Below are 18955 nucleotides of genomic sequence, written 5' to 3' on the forward strand. Positions count from 1 at the left end.
AAATGAAGCAAAAATGGTCAGGCGACGTTCTGGCGCGCGACCGGATCGGGATTGGAAACAGAGGCTGGCAGGCGTTCCTCGACATAGGTCTGAAGGGCCGCACGATCGGAATCGTTGACGAACAGACCAAGCCGTGAGCGACGCCACAGGATGTCCTCGGCGGTGCGGGCCCATTCGTTGTCGATGAGATAGTCCACTTCCCGTGCGCTGAGCGTGTCGCCGAACATCTGACCCATGCCTTCCGCATCGGCAGTGGCGATTTCATAAGCCCGGAGCCCATAATTGCGCACCAGGCGCCACGAACTGCGCTCGGAAAGATGCGGTGCGTATCCACGGAAGCGACGAAGCTGCGCGTCGAAATCCTTCGGCGCGAACTCTCCGCCGGGAAGCGGGGTGCCATCCGTCCAGCCCGGCTTATGCAGGACGGGAAGATGCGGCGCGAGCTTCTCGACGGCATGTTCGGCCAGCTTGCGGAACGTCGTGATCTTTCCACCGAAAACGGACAGGATCGGCGCGGCTGTCGCGTCCACATCCAACACGTAATCACGCGTCACGGCCGAGGCATTGCCCGAATTGTCGTCATAGAGCGGACGTACGCCAGCGTAGGTCCAGACGACATCATCGGGGCTGACGGTTTTTGTGAAATAGCGGTTTACGCTCTCGCACAGATAGCTGATTTCCTCAGGCGAAATATCGACCTTCCCCGGATCCTTCTCCCACGGAACATCCGTGGTGCCGATCAGGGTGAAATCCTGCTCATAGGGAATGGCGAAGACGATCCGCTTGTCCGGGTTCTGAAAGATATAGGCTTGCGAACCCTCAAAGACGCGCGGAACTACGATGTGGCTGCCCTTGACCAGTCGCACCTTGTTGCGGCTTGGCACGTTCAGGCGGTCCTGAAGCAGTTCGGCCACCCAAGGACCGGCAGCGTTTACGAGGGCCTTGGCCTGAACCGTGCGCTGCTCGCCCGTCTGGGTATTTTCGAGCGTAGCTGTCCAGACCTGCGGACCACGGACGGCTTTGACGAGACGTGTGCGTGTCTGGACGTTCGCCCCCACACGCACGGCATCCATGGCATTGAGAACCACGAGCCGACTGTCCTGTACCCAGCCATCCGAATACTCGAAACCGCGCACATACTCCGAACGCAGCGGCTTGCCCGCCGGAGCAGACCGCAGGTTCAGCGCCTTCGTTTTGGGAAGCGTCATGTTTGGGCAAAGATGGTCGTACAGGAACAGCCCCGTACGCAGCAGCCATGCCGGACGCAGCATTTTAGAGTGCGGCAGAACGAAGCGCATCGGCCAGATGATGTGCGGTGCGATCTTCAGCAGACGCTCACGCTCCATCAGGGCCTCACGGACCAGCCGGAACTCGTAATATTCAAGATAGCGCAGACCGCCGTGAATGAGCTTGGTGCTGGCGGACGACGTATGGCTTGCAAGATCATCCTGCTCGACGAGAAGCACACTCGCCCCCCTGCCTGCGGCATCTCTCGCAATTCCGCAGCCATTAATCCCGCCGCCCACAACCAGAAGGTCGTAGGGCGCAGACGGATTGGCCGCAGATGAAACTTCATGAATCGATGACATCATAATCTCCTGTCATCACGCTCCAAAACGAGCGGTCGATGTTCGTTTTGGAGCATGTTGAGCGATAAAGAAAGGGGTTTATGTGATTCGTAACGCAATAGTGTTAGAAGACGCTGCGTTATTCGTTATTTTCAGCCACATGCAGCGTGACACCCGCAGTATCCAGAAGCCGCTGAAAGGAGTCGGAGACCGGACGGTCCGTGATCAGGTCATCGATATCCCGCAGATCCCCTACCCCTACCCAGCGGGTGACGCGTGAACTTCGTATGATCGGCCAACAGCAGAACACGGCGCGAGTTCCGGATAATTGTCCGTGCGCACTGGATTTCCTCCAGATCGAAATCCAGCAAAGTGCCATCTTCCTCAATCCCGCTGATCCCGATCACGCCGAATTCCGTGCGGAACGAGGACAGGGTTTCGATGGCCGTAGCACCGAGAATAGCACCGTCCTGCGGACGTAACTGGCCGCCCGCAATGATGGTATGAAAATCCGCCCGTCCAGAGACAAGCGAGGCCACATGCAGGTTGTTCGTCACAATCCGCAGATCCCTGTGGCCTGTCAGGGATCGTGCAAAGGCCTCCGTTGTGGTGCCGATGTTGATGAATAGAGACGACCGATCGGGGATCAGGGCCGCCGCATAACGTCCGATCGCATCCTTGGCAGAGGAATTGAGGATCTGGCGCGCGTCATAATCCAGATTTTCAACCGTGGAGACTGGCGTTGCGCCCCCGTGATGGCGGCACAGCAGACCAAGTTCCGCAAGATGGGTCACATCCCGGCGAATGGTCTGAACCGCAACGCTGAAATGCTGCGCCATCTCCTCATTGGCCATGTAGCCCTGACTGCGAACCAGACGCACGATCTGGTCCTGTCTTGGGCTGGTGGAAGGTGGATCGTGAGGCATGATGGAATCCGGGCGCGAAATGTAAGAAAACGAACATAAGCGCACATTCTCGCTCACGAGAAGCCCGTGCCACCGCAAGAGCGGTCATTTTTGAAACGACAAAGCAACCTCGAAGCCCCACAGACCGTTACAGATCGAGCCCTAAAAGCCATATTCCGGCCATGTCAGAGGATTTACCTGAGACAGTAAGTGCCCGAAACAGAACGGTCGGGCCTGAAGGTGAGTTATGAAGACAAGATTATTTGCAGGATTGATGGCAGGCTGCCTCCTTGCCTCAGCGCCGCTCGCTTCCGCCGATCCGCGGAATTCCGGCCCTCAGGGTGGGCCCGGATGGCATGGTGGCCCGGGACGAAATGGCGATTATCGCGGCGGCGGCCGGCGCGGTGGGCCTGACCGAGTGTGGCGTCGTGGAGACCGTTATGACGGCCCCCGTGGCAATCGCTGGGCCGTCAATAACTGGCGCAGCTATCGTGGCCTGTATGCTCCCCCACCCGGTTATTACTGGACGCGTTCTGGAAACCAGTTCCTGCTGACAGCTTTGGCGACTGGCCTAATTGCGGGGGTCGTGGGTGCCAACATTGCGGCGCAACCTCCGGGACCGCCCCCACCACCCCCTCCGGGATATGGACCGGGGCCACGCTGAAGGAGTGATCTACTGCTGAAGAAGCGCCGCGACCTCCCTCCATTCCGGTGCGGCGTCTGCGGCGCCACGACGGGTCGTCGCCAAAGCCCCACAGGCTGAGGCGATCCGGGCTGCTTCCGGCAGTTTTTCTCCACGGGCCAGCGCAACGGCAAGTCCTGCATTAAAACAGTCTCCGGCGGCTACAGTATCGATCGGAGTTACCTGAAATGGCGGGATGTGCCCTGATGACGTTCCATCGTGCCAGAACACGCCTTTCGCTCCCATTTTGACCAGAACGGCGCGAACACCTTTCGCCAGCAGAGCTTCTGCGGCCGTTTTTGCCTCTTCAACAGTCGCGGGACGGATGCCAGTGAGACTAAAAGTCTCGCTTTCATTGGGTGTCAGAATGTCGATCTCGCTCCATAAAGCGTCGAGGAGACCATACTCGGGCGCAGGAGCCGGATCGAGTACGACCAACCCTCCCGCCCGCTTTGTCTGACGCGCGGCAGCCAGAACGACTGTCTGTGGGATTTCAAGCTGGAGCAGAAGGACCTTCGCCCTGTCCAGCCAAGGCGATGCAGCCACAACATCCGTTCCATCCACCGCCATATTCGCACCTCCGGCGACGGTGATGCAGTTCTCCGCCGAAGCGTCGATCCCGATCAAGGCAATACCGGTCGGGTGCTCGGGATCATCCCGCAGCGGCGACAGATCCACACCGAATCCCTCAAGACTGGCCCGCGCCTGCGCCCCGAACGCATCGCGCCCCACACGCCCCGCGAGTGCGACATCCACGTTGAACGATCGTGCCAACCTTGCAGCGGCAGCCGCCTGATTGCTGCCCTTCCCGCCCAACCCGATCGCATAACTGTCGGCGTGAACAGTTTCGCCAGGTCGAGGAAGCCGCTGGCTGCGGGCTGTCAGATCAATATTGATACTGCCGAAGGAAAGGATCAGAGGCGTCCGCAAAGTCATGTCCATCAGGCCGAAAGCTGGAGAAAGTGATGATGTCCAAGCCTGCTTATCGGATGGCCCGACGCCCTTCAAGCAGAGCATCATTTCCCGTTCTAAATCCGAATTCGTTTCTTACTCGTGCAACTTTTCACAGAAGCAGCAGTTTTCCATTCTCGACTTCCTTATCGGGTCGACAGGACTGTGTCTTTCGCAAATAATTGTGATAGGCTTCAGCCCTCCTGATGGCCGCGCGAAAGTTTCCTGCCTCCAATGCGACCTGCCCGCCTCCGATCCTGCATTTCCGGCCCCGCTTTTCTCCTGATGGGCGGATGCACTCTTCGCGGCGCTCCGGCCTTTCCGATCATGGGAGCCTATTTCCCGGGCTGGATGGCCTGCGCCCTGATCGGCGTGGCGACGGCTGTGGGCCTGCGCGTCCTCTTTCTGCTGACAGGGCTTGATGCGCTGCTCAGCTTCCGCCTTTTCACCTATGTCGCCCTCGGCGTCATCGCCGCACTCACTGTGTGGACGCTGGTATTCGGACCCTGATCGTGCAGCGCATCCCTGTTTCCAGCAAAAAACCAGTCGGCATCATCATCGCGGTTCTGTGCGTGGGAGCGGCCACCGCTTTCGGCATACATGTCGCCCATGAGGACAGTGCTCATCCCTCCTCCGATAGTGGCATCATTGATGCGGAAGTGGTGCATATCGCTTCGGTTGTGGGAGGGCGCATCAAAACACTGAACGTGTCGGTCAACCAGCGTGTGCACAAAGGCGACGTGCTGTACCAGATTGACCCTGAGCCTTATGAACTGACGCTTCGACAGGCAAAGGCCAATCTAGATCTGGCCAATGCGGAAGTGGAGAACCAGACACGTCTGCTCAGCGTCAAAACCTCCAACGCCGCGACGGCCGGCGATCAGGTTTCACGCGCCCAGACCAACCGGGATCTGGCAGCGCGGACGGTGGAGCGGCTTCAGCCTCTGGCCGGAAAATCCTATATCCCCTGGCAGCAATACGATCAGGCCCGCGTCGCCTTGCACGACGCCGAAATCTCGCTGGCCCAGTCCCGCATTCAGTCCACGGCGGCGACCACTGCAATTGGCGACCTGAAAAGTTCGATCGCAGCGCGTGATGCCAGTCAGGCAGCGTATGACCGCGTCCGATATGAACTGCGACAGACCACGGTCATTGCTCCTGCGGACGGATATGTTACCAGCCTGCGCGTCAAGGTCGGCGAAGTTCTGGCGCCCTCGCAGTCTTTGTTTACGCTGATCGCGGACAATGAATGGTATGCCATGGCCAATATCCGGGAGGGCGATCTTGAAGCCGTCGGGGTTGGAGACTGCGTGACGGTTCATTCCATGATCGATCGGAACACACCGATCCGTGGCCATGTCGAAAGTATCGGCTGGGGCGTTCTCTCGGTTGATTCTTCCGGAATTGCCCGTTCGCTCCCCCTCGTGCCGCGACAGATGGACTGGGTACATGTGGCACAGCGTTTCCCGGTCCGCATCCAGTTGGAGAAGACGAACCCGCTGCTGCTACGGCTCGGCGCCACCGCGACGGTCGAGGTCCGGCATGGCGCTGCCTGTCCCTGACACCTCCCCTTCCCCGGACGCTTCGGATCGGGACGTGATCCAGTCCGCATCGCCCCTTCGCACCCTTGGGCTGGCGCGGATCTGGCACCTGATATGGGACCCTGCGCCAGGACGTATGGGCTATGCGCTGCGCATGGCGGCGGGTTGCACAACCACCGTTCTGGTCGGGGAAATCTGGCAAGTTCCCGATCTGGGCGTTCCGGCACTCGTGACAATGGCACTTTGGCAAAAAGACCGCGTTACCAATGCTCTCGTCGGGGTTCTGGTGAACATCGTGGTGGTGTTCCTGCTCCTGCTGATCTATGGCCTGATCAAGATCACGCTGGATCACGCGATGGAACTGGTGATCGTGATCGCCCTCCTGTCATTCGGGTTTTTCTTTTTGGGTTCGGCCAGTAAACTCAAACCCGTGGCCTATATGTTCGGCCTGATTATCGTGTTTGGACTGGTCGTGATTGATCAGGTTCCGGTCGGGGAAGTCATTACAAGAGCTATTCTTTATACGGATCTGTTTCTGGCTGTGCCCGGAGCGGTCATGATCGTGCTCGGTATGCTGATCTGCCCGTCTCCGCGCAGGGTTCTGACCGACGATATTGCAGCCCGTCTTCTTATGGCGTGTCGCCTGCTACGCGGCGCTGATGACCGTACCCGCGAACAAGCGACGGACATGCTGCGCATCGGCACGACAGACATGATGAAGTCTGCGAAAATGGCCGGGCTGGAAAAAATCTGGGCGGCCAAGGATCTGGCCTGCCTCAAACAGTCTGCAAGCAGCAGCGTAGCTGTCCTCGCGCTCGCCGATGAGGCAAACCGAAATGGACTATCGGCAGAAGACGCGGCCTGTCTGATAGCAACCCTTGAAAAAATGGCCGCCATTTTCGCAGCCGGGGACTATCCCGCCGACATCGAGCGCCCCACTGTCAGCGCCGCATCTCCAGCAGCCTGCGCCATGGCAGACATGCTGCCCGAGTTTACCACGCCTCCTGCGGAAAGCACGAAAGCTGCCCCCCCGGAGAAAAAATCCGGCTTCTTCGCGGACGACGCGTTCAACAATCCCGAACATGTCCGTTTTGCGGTCAAGGGCACAGCAGGGGTTATGCTCAGCTATCTGGCCTTTATGGTGCTGGACTGGCCGGGCATCCACACCTGCATCATCACCTGCTTCATCGTCGCGCTGCCAACCATGGGGGAAATGGTTTCCAAACTGACCCTGCGTATCTCCGGGGCGCTTGTAGGGGGCACGATTGGCATTGGCTCCATCATTTTCGTCATGCCCCATCTAGATGGAATCACCGGTTTTCTGGTTCTGATTTTCGTGGTGTCCCTGCTTGCGGCATGGGTCAAAACCGGCGACGAGCGTATTGCCTACGCGGGATTTCAGATCGGTCTGGCCTTTTATCTATCGGATCTGAAAGGCTTCGGCCCCACCAGCGACATGGAAACCGCGCGGGACCGTATCATCGGAATCATGCTGGGCAATTTCATCACTTATGCCATGTTCACGAGCTTCTGGCCCGCGACCGCCCGAGACAGAATTGGAGAAGGTCTGCGCAAACTGGCGGAAGCTCTGAAACTCCAGTCTCAGGCCTTGACGCCGCAAGCCCGCGCAGAAGCGATTGCCAGCACCCAGTCCGCCCTTTCGGAAAGCGAGCGCACTCTGGAATATGTCATGGCAGAACCCATCAACACCCGCGTTGATCTTCCCCGTCTGAGGGAGACAAAACAGGCGCTTGATGATGCTGGCTGCCTCTCGGAAGACCTGCTCGTCACACCCGAGAGAGCAGATCTGACCAATCACACCGCACGCCTGGAACGACTTGCAGGGTAATGAACCTTGACGTTTCTGAGGGATTTTCTCTCCACTTGCGAGAAAATCCCTCTCAGAGAGCGAAAACTAGGCGTCCAGAAGCTCTTTTGAAAGCTCCACATGCTTTTGGGCATATGCCACGGAATTAATGGCATTTTTCACCCGCTCCTGAGCAGCTTCGGTTCTTTGCAAAGCGCCAGACGGATCGGTACGCACCGCAGAAATCGCCTCCGCAAGCGCCGCCGGGTTTCGTTCTGGCACATAGAGTACAGAATCTGACCCAAAATAATCTGTCAGACCACCACAGTCTGAAGAAATGACCGGAACCCCAAGGATAATGGCTTCTTCAACGACAGTAATACCAGAAGCATGTCGATTGGCCTGAAGGGGAACTACAACGATATCAGCGTCAGAATAAAGACCGATCAGCTCAGCATTATTTTTTGCCCGCACAAGTGTGACATTAGGGACATTCTTTGCTGCTTCAAATGCAGCAGGCGAACTGCTTGCGATGCTGAATTCCACATCAGACAATACACTTGCCGCAGCGCAGAAGGTCTTCCAGTCTCTGTGCTCGTCGTTACCAAGCGAAAGGACCTTGAGTTTTTCCCCTTGGCAGGTTCTGCGAGCGGGCTTCATATCATCTGCCCGGATCCCGAAATGCACCCGCTCAACGCGCAGACCCGGAAACATGCGCCGACCGTCATCCCGGTTGCAAACCGAGAGGACGGTCAGCAGATCCAGATTCTTTATAAGCGACCGAAAAAACCACCGTCTCCAGAAAGGCTGCTTACGCCACCGATCCACCAACCAGACGACCTGCCCGAGAATTTTCGGCCTGCGTGCAGGCTTCAGAATTCGGAAAAGCAGGAGAACTGCCAGAGTCTGCGATTCTGTATGTGTCCACACCACATCGGACGCAAGCATTTGCTTACGGTTCCGCCATGCATGGATGAAGTCGAAACCAAGCACGAGACGCGCACCGTAACGTAGTGCTTTCTGGAACGGATTTTCGTGCTGGTCTTCCGAATAAACGATTTTTATGTCGTCTGAGGCAGCTCGGGAGTAGCCATAAGCCTGCTCCTCATTCAATCCCAATATTTGGCCCGCCTTCCAGCGTTCCCGCCAGGTTTTACTGCCAAAACCGTGTGCAAGCTGCACAAAAACTTTCATCACACAACACCCAGAAATAATAGTTAATAAATACTTAAATCTCACCCATGAATCAACGATGAATGAACTAAAACGGAATGAAATGCTTTGACTTTATTTTTACGATTCAGATCGGCAGCTCCACTCATCTTTATGCTCGAACAGAGCGTTCGTATCTGTGTCTTTCGGGGAACAGTCATGGGAAAACGCGCTGCATATCAGCGCTAAAACAAACGAATCATTTTGACACTCAGTGCCATAATGTGGACAGGAGACTTCAGCCCACCCATACCGACTGATCAGGACCGCTCATGAAATCCGCACGCCTGCTGCTTTGCCTTCTTTCCGGATCTGTCCTGAGCAGTATGCCCGCTTTCGCAGCGGAGACACAACCCGCTTCCAAGACCCAAACAGCCGTCCCCGCACCGTCATCTCATGCCAGACTACAAACACCCAAAGCAGAGACCATCACGGTTCGCAGTCGCAACGGCTCTGGAACCGCTGCGGATTATCTGAACAAAGACGTGGCTTTGGGGCCGCTCGGCACGCGCTCTGTGCTCGATACGCCGATGTCCATCATGGTTGTTCCGCATGATGTTCTGGTGAACCAGCAGAGCCGCAATATTAACGATCTCGTGGCGTATGTGCCGTCCGCACAGCTTGAAATGCGCGGCGATCCGAACACCAGCCGGCCGCAGTCTCGTGGTTTTGAAGGCGATGTGATTGCCAACACCCGCATGGACGGGCTGAACATGGTCATCACCACGCCCTATGCCGCCGAACAGTTCGATAGCCTTCAGGTGCTGAACGGTCTGGCAGGCGCGCTTTACGGACCGCAGAACCCGGCGGGCACGTTCGACTTCACGCTCAAGCGCCCGACGGACCGTATGACCGAACGCTTTGTCGTGGGGACGGATTCCATCGGTTCTCCTCTGGAGAGCGCGGATGTTTCGGGGCGCGTGGGGAAAAACAAATGGTTCGGCTACCGGTTGAACCTGCTGAACCAGAACGGCGAAGGCTATGTGGAGGGCTCGCATCTGCGGCGTGATCTCGTCAGCGGCGATTTCGACATTCACCTCTCGGACAAAACCGTCATCCAGATCGATGCCAGCCAGTACACCTATGCCGAGCGCGGCTATCCGGGCGGTTTCGCCTACAGCACCGCAATCCAGCTCCCCCAGGCACCGGACCTGAGCCAGAAGGGTTATGGTCAGCCTCAGGCGGGCTACAACATGGAAACCGATACGGCTCTGGCCAAGATCATCCATAATTTCAACGACAACTGGAGCCTCAAGCTGGGCGGTCTGTGGCAGAATGCGGCGCGCAATGTCTTCAGCACGTCCAACCAGCTGCTGAATTCCTCGGGCCTGTACCGCCAGACGATTTCCGCGGCCCTCACGGCCAATGATTTCGTTGCAGGGAGCAACATGGCTTACCTGAACGGCAAATTCCGCACCGGTCCACTGCGGCACCAGATCGAACTCGGCACGAACGGTTATATGATGGGGAACTACAACCCCACCTCCTCCACCGGAACCATCACTCTTGGGGAAGCCACGATCGGCCACCCCAAGAGCTTCTCAAGTGTGCAGCCCTATTATTCCGGCCGCTATAAATCCGCTGATACGATGAACCAGTCGCTGCTGGCAGGCGACACAATTTCGCTGGGCAAACACTGGTCGATTATGGGGTCCCTCGCCTGGAGTTGGCTGAGCACCAACAACTACGCCAAGAGCGGTTCCAAAACATCCAGCTACGATCGCGCGGCCGCTTTCAGCCCGATGACGAGCCTGATGTACAAGCCGACGGACAGCCAGACGCTGTATTTCACATGGGGGCGTTCACTTCAGGCGGGAACCACCGCCCCGGTAGGATCGGTCAACGTGAATGACGTCACGGCCCCACTGCGGTCCGAAGAATATGAAGTCGGCTATAAGATCCTGATCGCCAAGCGCATGCAGGTCAATATTGCGGGCTTCCGCATGTCACGTCCTTTCGGGTTCACGGACCCTGTGACGCATGTTTATGCGAATTACGGCACGCAGCGGAACTATGGCGTCGAGTTTCAGGCATCGGGCAATATCACCGATAACCTGACATTTCTCGGTGGCATGACATGGCTGGATGCCCAGATGCTTGGCACAGGATCGTCGCTGACGGCCAACAAGCAGGTTGTGGGCGTCCCGCCACTGATGGCGAATGCACTGCTGGATTATCGCCTGCCGTTTCTCAAAGGCGCGGCCGTCAACGCGAATGTTCATTATATGGGCCGTCGTGCTGCCAATGTTTACAACACGACCTTTGCGCCGTCTTACGTCACACTGGATCTGGGCGCACGGTATGCGACCCATGCCTATGGCCAGCCGCTGGTGTTCCGCTTTGGTGTGAACAACGTGACGAACCAGAGCTACTGGGCCTCCGTCTATCCATCCAGCATCAATGGCGTCAGCAACGCCACCAACTCTGCCGTGGCCGGTCTGCCGCGGACGTACCATTTCAGCATCGAGCTGGACCTCTGAGCGAGGTTCAGCCTGAACTCATCGGGAAATCGTTCTGCCACAGCAGGGGCTGAAGCGTGAAGGTCCGGCGCAGGATGGTTTCAAGATCCGACCGGCCTTCGGTCTTGACCCATTCGTCCAGAGCCGTCCGGAACGTCGCAATCGCCGTCCGGGCCAACAAACGGGCCACGAGGGACGGCATTTCGGTGGCGGGCAAGCGGGCGATCAGGGTGGAAGCAAGCGTCTCTTCCCATTCGGAATACCGGCGCAAAGCCATGTCACGCAGCGCGGGCGTCTGTTCCACCAGCCTGACGACCGCATAGGCATCCATCCGGTCGGACGAATAACAGGCGACGACCGGCACCAGCCCCGCCAGCACAGCGTCTTGTAGCGGAACGTCCAGCGGCACGGCGCGAATGGCATCGGTCAGGATCGTTGTGACGCCGTTGGTCCAGGCGAGAATGATATCGGCCTTGCCCGGAAAATAACGAAAGAGCGTCCGACGCGAAATCTGCGCGGCTTCTGCGATTTCATCGACGGATGTTTCTTCATAACCATACGTCGAAAACAGGCGCATGGCCTCGCGCACCAGCGCGGCATGGGTGCGGTCCTTCTTGCGTTGCCGCAGCGGTCCGTCCTGTTCGCCATCCTGTTGTGCGTCTGTCGTCATGCCGTCCAGTTATCCCGAAGTCCGCAACCAGCATAGACCCGATCTGCTGAAGCGTTCCAGCAGGCAGAAACCACCGGCTTCAGAACACGAGCCGGTAACGCGCTCGGACCAGTACGTCATTTTCAAGCTGCTGCCGGAGCGCCGACATCTCCTGCGACACAACCAGAACCGCCACCTCGTGAAAAAACGGACGCCTGCCCGTCACGCGCTCCTGAAAAACCTGTGCCAGAACCATGACCACCGGATCTCGGCTGCAACACAGACATCCCGTGATGTGACGGTTCCTGAACGGCGACGGTGCTGGAATGGCGGCGACGTCGCCCCACACCTCGTCAGGCCGTGCGTTGCCGATGAGCAGCGCATGACGTCTACGCTCTTCCGGCCACGAAGACTCTCCGGACAGAAAGCTCAAAGGGATCAGGGACGTGCGTGACGATATCATTGCATCCTCTCTAGCAGGCGCGGCACATTCAGACAGCATTTTCGTATCCCCAACTCTTTGCCGCTATGCAGGCGTTTTGCTACACCGTTCGGGCCTCTGACCGTATATGGAGGCCCTGTCCCGATCGCGGGTTCCCGAACCCGTCTCCCGTCCTTTCCAGTTACAGAGCCTTCTGCCCATGTCCTCACGCCCCCATCTGCTTGACGCCCTCGCCGATCAGGTCCTGCTCTGTGATGGCGGTATGGGGTCCCGGGTGCAGATGCTGGACCTCGAAGTCGAGCGCGATTACTGGGGACAAGAAAACTGCACGGAAATCCTGAACCTCTCGCGTCCGGAACTCGTGCGTGAAATCCATCGCGGCTATTTCGAGGCCGGGGCGGATATGGTGGAGACGAACACGTTCGGCGGCTCTATCGTTACGCTGGCGGAGTTCGGGCTGCAGGACCGCACACGGGAAATCAACCGCACGGCGGCCACTCTGGCCCGTGAGGCGGCTGAAACGTTCTCCGACGGACGGCACCGCTACGTCATGGGCTCCATCGGTCCGGGCACAAAGCTGCCGACGCTGGGCAACATTGCTTATGACGATCTGGAAGCCGGTCTGGTCGAACAGTGCCGTGGCCTGATCGATGGCGGCGTGGACGGGTTCCTGATCGAGACGTGTCAGGACACGCTTCAGATCAAAGCGGCCGTAAATGCTGCCAAGATTGCCCGGATCGAACTGGGTTCGGATGCGCCAATCTTCGTGCAGGTCACGGTCGAGACCACCGGCACGCTGCTGGTCGGCCCAGATATCGCTGCCGCCGCCACGACCGTTCAGGCGCTGGACGTGCCCTCGCTCGGTCTGAACTGCGCCACCGGCCCGCAGGAAATGGGCGAGCATGTCCGCTGGCTGTCAGAAAACTGGCCCGGCCTCATTTCCATGCAGCCCAACGCAGGCCTGCCCGAGCTTGTGGATGGCAAGACCGTCTACCCGCTCAGCCCCGAGGAAATGGCCGTCTGGATGGAGCGCTTCGTTCAGGAAGACGGGCTGAACCTGATCGGCGGCTGCTGTGGCACATCCACCCCGCATATTCAGGCGCTGGACGAGATGCTGCGTCGTCTTGGTGGCACGAAACTGCGTCCTGCCCCGGTCAAGCGCAGTACGATCTGGATGCCGTCGGTCTCCAGCCTCTATACGCAAACGCCGCTGCGTCAGGAGAACAGCTATTTCTCCATTGGCGAACGCTGCAACGCCAATGGCTCCAAGAAATGGCGCGAGCTTCAGGAAGCCAATGACTGGGATGGCTGCGTCGCCATCGGGCGCGAACAGGCCGCTGAGGGTTCCAACGCGCTCGATATCTGCACAGCGTTCGTGGGACGTGATGAAGTCCGCGAAATGAACGAGGTCGTCACGCGTTTCACGTCGTCCGTGAATGCGCCACTGGTGATTGACTCGACTGAGACCCCCGTCATTGAAGCCGCGCTCAAGCTGCATGGCGGCAAGCCGATCATCAACTCGATCAATTTTGAGGATGGTGAAGAACAGGCGCATGCCCGCATGAAGCTGGCCCGCAAGTTCGGCGCGGCGATGATTGCGCTCACGATCGACGAAGTTGGCATGGCGAAGGAGCCGCAGGACAAGCTGCGCATTGCCGAGCGACTGGTTGATTTCGCCTGCACCCAGTACGGGCTGCCGCAGTCTGACCTGATGATCGACCCGCTGACCTTCACCATCGCGACGGGCGTGGAAGATGACCGCAAGCTCGGGCAGTGGACGCTTGAGGGCATCAAGCTGATCCGCGACAAGTTCCCCGACATCCAGATCATTCTCGGCCTGTCGAATATTTCCTTCGGCTTGAATCCGGCCGCGCGTGCTGTGCTGAATTCGGTGTTCCTCGACCATGCGGTCAAGGCGGGCATGACGGGCGCGATCGTGCATGTCTCCAAGATCCGTCCGTTGCATCTGATCGCGCCTGAAGAGGTCAAGGTCGCAGAAGACCTGATCTTCGACCGTCGCACCGAAGACTACGATCCGCTTCAGAAACTTCTGGAACTGTTTGCGGGCCGAAAAGCCGCTGATGCCGTCAAGAAGCGTCGTGCGGAAACGCCAGCAGAACGTCTGAAAGACCGGATCGTGGACGGTGACCGCAAGGGCATCGAGGACGATCTGGCAGCCGCAATGACGGAAATGCCGCCGCTCGATATCATCAACAATGTTCTGCTGGACGGTATGAAGGTTGTGGGCGAGCTGTTCGGTTCGGGCAAGATGCAGCTTCCGTTCGTGCTGCAGTCCGCCGAGACGATGAAGACCGCCGTCGCCTGGCTTGAGCCGCATATGGAGCGCACGGAAGGCCAGCATCGCGGCACGATGGTGCTCGCGACCGTCAAAGGTGACGTCCACGATATCGGCAAGAACCTCGTGGACATCATCCTGACCAATAACGGCTACCGGGTCATTAATCTGGGCATCAAGGTGCCGCTCGCGGACATGATTGCGGCCGTGAAGGAACATAACGCCGATGCACTGGGCATGTCCGGGCTTCTGGTGAAGTCCACGGTTATCATGCGCGAAAACCTTGTGGAAATGCACCGTCAGGGCTTTGACCTTCCGGTCATTCTTGGCGGCGCGGCCCTGACGCGCAATTACGTCGAGGAAGAATGCGCCCGCTCTTATGGCGCTGGTGAACCGGGGCGTGTGGCCTATGCGCGCGATGCGTTCGACGGTCTGGGCCTGATGGACAAGATCGCCAATAACGACCTCGACTCCTATCTGGGCGCCATTCAGACACGCCGCGCCAGCCAAGCGAGCCGAAAAACGGAACGCGCACCGGAAATCGCGGAAACGCGGGGCTTTGGTGAGGTGGATCGCGAGGCCGCAAAGGCTAGGCGTGAGCGCATTTCAGGCTCCGAGCCCGTTATTACACCGCCCTTCTGGGGCGCGCGCGTTCTGGAAGCGACGCCGAACGCAGTTCTGCCGTTTCTCAATGAGCGGTCGCTGTACCAGTTTCAGTGGGGCTTCCGGAAACAGGGCCGCTCGCTCGACGAATTCATGGAATATGCCAAGATCGAGCTCCGCCCCGTTCTCAAGCGGATGCTGGCGCTGAGTGCGGAGCAGGACATCATCCGTCCACAGGCAATCTATGGCTACTGGAAAGCAGCGGGAGACGGGAACGATCTCGTGCTGTTCGAAGAAGACGGTAAAACGGAAGCCGCACGCTTCACCATGCCCCGCCAGCCCAAGGACGACGGCGAGTGCATCGCCGATTTCGTGCGCGATATCAGCGACGATGTCCGTGACGTGGTTGGGCTTCAGGTCGTCACCGTCGGGCAGAAGGCATCCGATCTCGCGCGGGTGTGGTTCGAGGACAACCGCTATCAGGACTATCTGTATCTGCATGGCCTGTCGGTCGAGATGGCGGAAGCCATGGCGGAATACACCCACAAGCGCATCCGCGCCGAACTGGGCTTCGCAGGCGAGGACAACCGCGACATGGAAAAGCTGCTCTCACAGTCCTATCGCGGCTCGCGCTATTCCTTCGGTTATCCCGCCTGTCCGCGGCTTGAGGATCAGGAACTGATCCTGAAAATGCTGGATGCCGAACGCATCGGCGTGTCGCTTTCAGACGGCTATCAGCTTCACCCCGAGCAGTCGACATCCGCACTCGTAATGCTGAATCCGCGTGCAAAATATTTCACCGTCTAAGGACGGCAGATTTTTAAAAAAGACGAGAAAAGATCTTCCATGACGGCCCCTCCAGTTTCGCAGACGACCTATGTCCTGACACTTTCCTGCCCCAACCGCCCGGGTATCGTGGCCGCCATCAGCGGGAAGCTGGCGGAACTGGATGCCAACATCACAGAAGCACAGCAGTTCGATGACCGGGACAGCACGGTCTTCTTCATGCGGATCGTCTTTGAAGTCGCACAAGACCGGACCAGCGCCCAACAGCTGCGCGAGGCGCTGGCCGTTCTGGGAAACAATTTCAGCATGGAGTGGGCCCTGCATGACCGCAGCGTGAGGCCGAAGGTTCTGCTGATGGTCTCACGCTTCGATCACTGTCTGGTCGATCTGCTCTATCGCTGGCGCATCGGGGAACTTCCAATCGAGCCGGTTGGCATCGTGTCGAACCATCCGCGCGACGTGTTCGCGGATCTGGATTTCTACGGCATTCCGTTCCATCATGTGCCCGTCACGAAAGAAACGAAGCCCGCGCAGGAAGCTCATGTGCTGGACCTGCTGGCATCGAGCGGTGCCGAGCTGGTCATTCTCGCGCGTTATATGCAGGTTCTGTCCAACGAGATGGCCGCCAGCCTGTCCGGTCGCTGTATCAATATTCACCACTCCTTCCTCCCCGGCTTCAAGGGCGCGCGCCCCTACCATCAGGCCTTTGCCCGCGGCGTGAAGCTGATCGGCGCGACGGCCCATTATGTCACGCTGGACCTGGATGAGGGGCCGATCATCGAGCAGGATGTGGAGCGCATCTCCCACGCCGACACACCCGAAGACCTGATCCGCAAAGGACGCGATATCGAACGTCGCGTTCTGGCACGTGCCGTCCGGTATCACATTGAACGCCGAACCATCATCAACGGTAGCCGCACAGTCGTCTTTGCGACCTGAACGAGGCTTTTCTTCGACGGGACATATAAATTTCGCACGACACCCGGAATATTCTCTCCTAGGGTCGATCCAGTATTTCACAGTCGGTAGCACTCGTCAGATGACCGTCCGTAACGCTCTTTTTTCACTTACCCTCCTCATCGGCCAGACGGCCTGTTCAGGAGACTGGGTTCTCGAAAAAAGACTGACACCAGCGGATACACTGAGGGAAACATCAAACCGCACTGTGGTTCCCGGCACGTTCGTCATGACCGTTAAAAGCGTGAACGTTTTCAACAAGATGGTCTTCCTCAACTCGGAAGATACCTATCTGGACCGCGCCAATGTCGCCGTGCAGATCACATCTTCGGTCGCCTATAATGCCGACATCCGGTTTGGCGGTGATTTCCGGAACATGGTGCTGAACAAAAAAATTCTGGTGATCGGATCGGCCATGAAAGTCGGTGCGGATCTCGAACAGGGGATCATCGTCAACACCAAGGGGGACGAGCGGACCTATATTTTCGTCAGCCGGGCGAGCAATATTTTCTTCGAATAAGCCCGTTGCTCTGCCCCAACAGAACCTGATCTTGCAATGCAGATCCATTTTTAGACAGATTATTTCATTCTATATCCCCATATCGGCCTGAAGATATTTCCCAACCCAACAATCCGCCCTATGAAGAGCGTCCTTTTCTTCATGCCGGACCCAGTCATGACCGTCTCTTCCACTTCTGCTCAGGACCGCTTACAGGCCGTTCTCAAGGCCCTTCAGCCCGTCATGGGAGAGCAGATCAGCACGGCACTCTCCGTCCGCGAAGAACACAGCCACGGCGAGGCCATGAATGCTTCCCGGCTGCCCGAGGCGGTGGTCTTCGCGGAAAGCACGCAGGATATCGCAACCGTTCTGCGCCATTGTCATGAATGGCGGGTTCCAGTTGTGGCATTCGGAGCGGGCACCTCGGTCGAAGGGCATGTCGTACCGCCCGAGCAGGCCATCAGCCTCGACCTGTCGCGCATGACCGACATCGTGGAACTGAACGCCGAAGATCTGGACTGCCGGGTTCAGGCTGGGATCACGCGCCAGACGCTGAATGTGGAAATCCGTGACACCGGCCTTTTCTTTCCGGTCGATCCGGGTGGAGAAGCGACGATCGGCGGCATGTGCGCCACCCGGGCCTCAGGCACAGCGGCCGTGCGTTATGGCACAATGAAGGAAAACGTGCTCGGTCTGACCGTTGTGCTCGCGACCGGCGAAATCATCCGCACGGGCGGCCGCGTCCGTAAATCCTCCACCGGCTATGACCTGACATCCCTGTTCGTTGGCTCGGAAGGCACGCTGGGGATCATCACGGAAGCCCAGCTTCGTCTGCATGGACGCGCCGAGACCGTATCCGCGGCCATCTGCCAGTTTGAGAGCCTGCATGACGCAATCCGGACCGCCATGGAAATCATCCAGTGCGGTATTCCCATCACCCGCGTGGAACTGATGGACAGCATGCAGATGGCGGCCTCCATCCAGTATTCCGGCCTTACGGAATATCAGCCGCTGACCACGCTGTTCTTCGAATTCACCGGCTCACCTGCGGCCGTGCGCGAACAGGTCGAGACAACGGAAGCCATTGCGTCGGGCAATAACGGGCTGGGTTTTGCCTGGGCCGAGAGTGCGGAAGACCGGACCCGTCTGTGGAAGGCGCGGCATGACGCCTACTGGGCGGCAAAGGCCATTGTTCCGGGCGCGCGGGTCATTTCCACGGACTGTATCGTTCCGATTTCGCGTCTGGGCGAGTTGATCGAAGGCGTGCATCGTGACATCGAAGCGTCCGGCCTACGCGCGCCGCTGCTGGGCCATGTTGGGGACGGCAATTTCCATACGCTCATCATTACGGACGACACACCCGAAGGGCATGACCGCGCCCTCGATCTGGACCGGAAAATCGTTGCCCGCGCCCTGTCGCTGAATGGTTCGTGCAGCGGCGAACATGGTGTCGGCATGGGCAAGCTGGAGTTTCTGGAAACCGAGCATGGGGCTGGAAGTCTGAGCGTGATGCGGGCGCTGAAAAATACGATGGACCCGCATCATATCCTCAATCCCGGCAAGCTCCTGCCTACAGGCCCGGTTTACACGGGCTGAAC

14 protein-coding genes and 1 pseudogene are annotated in these 18955 nt (G+C 58.5%); 9 read left to right on the top strand and 6 right to left on the bottom strand.

The window, feature by feature from the left end:
* Window positions 1–17 precede the first annotated feature (17 nt).
* On the bottom strand, window positions 18–1589 hold the full coding sequence (glpD, locus tag GKO01_RS00090) for a glycerol-3-phosphate dehydrogenase (protein WP_099284986.1): 1572 nt from the start codon (window positions 1587–1589) through the stop codon (window positions 18–20).
* Between the two features lie 118 nt (window positions 1590–1707).
* A pseudogene (locus GKO01_RS00095) lies at window positions 1708–2494 on the bottom strand (DeoR/GlpR family DNA-binding transcription regulator).
* A gap of 226 nt (window positions 2495–2720) precedes the next feature.
* Here GKO01_RS00095 and GKO01_RS00100 point away from each other — a divergent pair.
* On the top strand, window positions 2721–3137 hold the full coding sequence (locus GKO01_RS00100) for an RcnB family protein (protein ID WP_099284989.1): 417 nt from the start codon (window positions 2721–2723) through the stop codon (window positions 3135–3137).
* Between the two features lie 9 nt (window positions 3138–3146).
* On the opposite strand, the gene GKO01_RS00105 is transcribed toward GKO01_RS00100, so the two are convergent.
* Window positions 3147–4091, bottom strand: a complete 945-nt coding sequence (locus tag GKO01_RS00105; protein ID WP_099285525.1) for a ribokinase — start codon at window positions 4089–4091, stop codon at window positions 3147–3149.
* Window positions 4092–4433: 342 nt separating this feature from the next.
* On the opposite strand from GKO01_RS00105, the gene GKO01_RS00110 reads away from it, so the two are divergent.
* Genes GKO01_RS00110 through GKO01_RS00120 form a run of 3 tightly spaced genes read left to right on the top strand, consistent with a single transcriptional unit; the run spans window position 4434 to window position 7496 of the window.
* The gene (locus GKO01_RS00110; protein ID WP_235993225.1) at window positions 4434–4616 is read left to right on the top strand and encodes a hypothetical protein; all 183 of its coding nucleotides are present in this window, start codon (window positions 4434–4436) and stop codon (window positions 4614–4616) included.
* Window positions 4617–4618: 2 nt separating this feature from the next.
* Window positions 4619–5668, top strand: a complete 1050-nt coding sequence (gene mdtN / locus GKO01_RS00115) for a multidrug transporter subunit MdtN (protein WP_099284994.1) — start codon at window positions 4619–4621, stop codon at window positions 5666–5668.
* The gene (locus tag GKO01_RS00120; RefSeq protein ID WP_167383400.1) at window positions 5649–7496 is read left to right on the top strand and encodes an FUSC family protein; all 1848 of its coding nucleotides are present in this window, start codon (window positions 5649–5651) and stop codon (window positions 7494–7496) included. The genes mdtN and GKO01_RS00120 overlap by 20 nt, the downstream gene beginning before the upstream one ends.
* A 66-nt stretch (window positions 7497–7562) precedes the next feature.
* Here the strand turns inward: GKO01_RS00120 and GKO01_RS00125 are convergent, their stop codons facing one another.
* Complete coding sequence (locus tag GKO01_RS00125; RefSeq protein WP_244901261.1) at window positions 7563–8636, bottom strand: glycosyltransferase family 4 protein; 1074 nt, start codon at window positions 8634–8636, stop codon at window positions 7563–7565.
* A gap of 302 nt (window positions 8637–8938) precedes the next feature.
* On the opposite strand from GKO01_RS00125, the gene GKO01_RS00130 reads away from it, so the two are divergent.
* Complete coding sequence (locus GKO01_RS00130; RefSeq protein ID WP_099284999.1) at window positions 8939–11146, top strand: TonB-dependent receptor; 2208 nt, start codon at window positions 8939–8941, stop codon at window positions 11144–11146.
* Between the two features lie 7 nt (window positions 11147–11153).
* Here the strand turns inward: GKO01_RS00130 and GKO01_RS00135 are convergent, their stop codons facing one another.
* Together GKO01_RS00135 and GKO01_RS00140 are read right to left on the bottom strand one after the other, a co-directional pair.
* On the bottom strand, window positions 11154–11795 hold the full coding sequence (locus GKO01_RS00135; RefSeq protein ID WP_099285002.1) for a TetR family transcriptional regulator: 642 nt from the start codon (window positions 11793–11795) through the stop codon (window positions 11154–11156).
* Between the two features lie 79 nt (window positions 11796–11874).
* Window positions 11875–12237, bottom strand: a complete 363-nt coding sequence (locus GKO01_RS00140; protein WP_099285004.1) for a hypothetical protein — start codon at window positions 12235–12237, stop codon at window positions 11875–11877.
* A gap of 178 nt (window positions 12238–12415) precedes the next feature.
* Between GKO01_RS00140 and metH the strand changes: the two genes are divergently transcribed.
* From metH to GKO01_RS00160, 4 genes are all read left to right on the top strand, one after another.
* On the top strand, window positions 12416–15922 hold the full coding sequence (metH, locus tag GKO01_RS00145; protein ID WP_099285007.1) for a methionine synthase: 3507 nt from the start codon (window positions 12416–12418) through the stop codon (window positions 15920–15922).
* 39 nt (window positions 15923–15961) lie between these two features.
* On the top strand, window positions 15962–16840 hold the full coding sequence (gene purU, locus GKO01_RS00150; protein ID WP_099285009.1) for a formyltetrahydrofolate deformylase: 879 nt from the start codon (window positions 15962–15964) through the stop codon (window positions 16838–16840).
* A 100-nt stretch (window positions 16841–16940) separates the two neighbouring features.
* Complete coding sequence (locus tag GKO01_RS00155) at window positions 16941–17378, top strand: hypothetical protein (RefSeq protein WP_099285010.1); 438 nt, start codon at window positions 16941–16943, stop codon at window positions 17376–17378.
* 156 nt (window positions 17379–17534) lie between these two features.
* Window positions 17535–18953 carry an FAD-binding oxidoreductase gene (locus GKO01_RS00160; protein WP_099285527.1) on the top strand — a complete coding sequence of 473 codons (1419 nt, stop codon included), beginning with the start codon at window positions 17535–17537 and terminating at the stop codon, window positions 18951–18953.
* Window positions 18954–18955 lie beyond the last annotated feature (2 nt).

This window comes from Gluconobacter kondonii, assembly GCF_002723995.1.
In the GTDB taxonomy this organism is placed as follows: Bacteria; Pseudomonadota; Alphaproteobacteria; order Acetobacterales; family Acetobacteraceae; genus Gluconobacter; species Gluconobacter kondonii.

Bases quoted from the DNA above. Each gene is read 5' to 3' on its own strand.
- glpD (WP_099284986.1), bottom strand. From the start codon at position 1,589: ATGTCATCGATTCATGAAGTTTCATCTGCGGCCAATCCGTCTGCGCCC.
- GKO01_RS00100 (WP_099284989.1), top strand. From the start codon at position 2,721: ATGAAGACAAGATTATTTGCAGGATTGATGGCAGGCTGCCTCCTTGCC.
- GKO01_RS00105 (WP_099285525.1), bottom strand. From the start codon at position 4,091: ATGACTTTGCGGACGCCTCTGATCCTTTCCTTCGGCAGTATCAATATT.
- GKO01_RS00110 (WP_235993225.1), top strand. From the start codon at position 4,434: ATGGGAGCCTATTTCCCGGGCTGGATGGCCTGCGCCCTGATCGGCGTG.
- GKO01_RS00120 (WP_167383400.1), top strand. From the start codon at position 5,649: ATGGCGCTGCCTGTCCCTGACACCTCCCCTTCCCCGGACGCTTCGGAT.
- GKO01_RS00130 (WP_099284999.1), top strand. From the start codon at position 8,939: ATGAAATCCGCACGCCTGCTGCTTTGCCTTCTTTCCGGATCTGTCCTG.
- GKO01_RS00135 (WP_099285002.1), bottom strand. From the start codon at position 11,795: ATGACGACAGACGCACAACAGGATGGCGAACAGGACGGACCGCTGCGG.
- GKO01_RS00140 (WP_099285004.1), bottom strand. From the start codon at position 12,237: ATGATATCGTCACGCACGTCCCTGATCCCTTTGAGCTTTCTGTCCGGA.
- metH (WP_099285007.1), top strand. From the start codon at position 12,416: ATGTCCTCACGCCCCCATCTGCTTGACGCCCTCGCCGATCAGGTCCTG.
- purU (WP_099285009.1), top strand. From the start codon at position 15,962: ATGACGGCCCCTCCAGTTTCGCAGACGACCTATGTCCTGACACTTTCC.
- GKO01_RS00155 (WP_099285010.1), top strand. From the start codon at position 16,941: ATGACCGTCCGTAACGCTCTTTTTTCACTTACCCTCCTCATCGGCCAG.
- GKO01_RS00160 (WP_099285527.1), top strand. From the start codon at position 17,535: ATGACCGTCTCTTCCACTTCTGCTCAGGACCGCTTACAGGCCGTTCTC.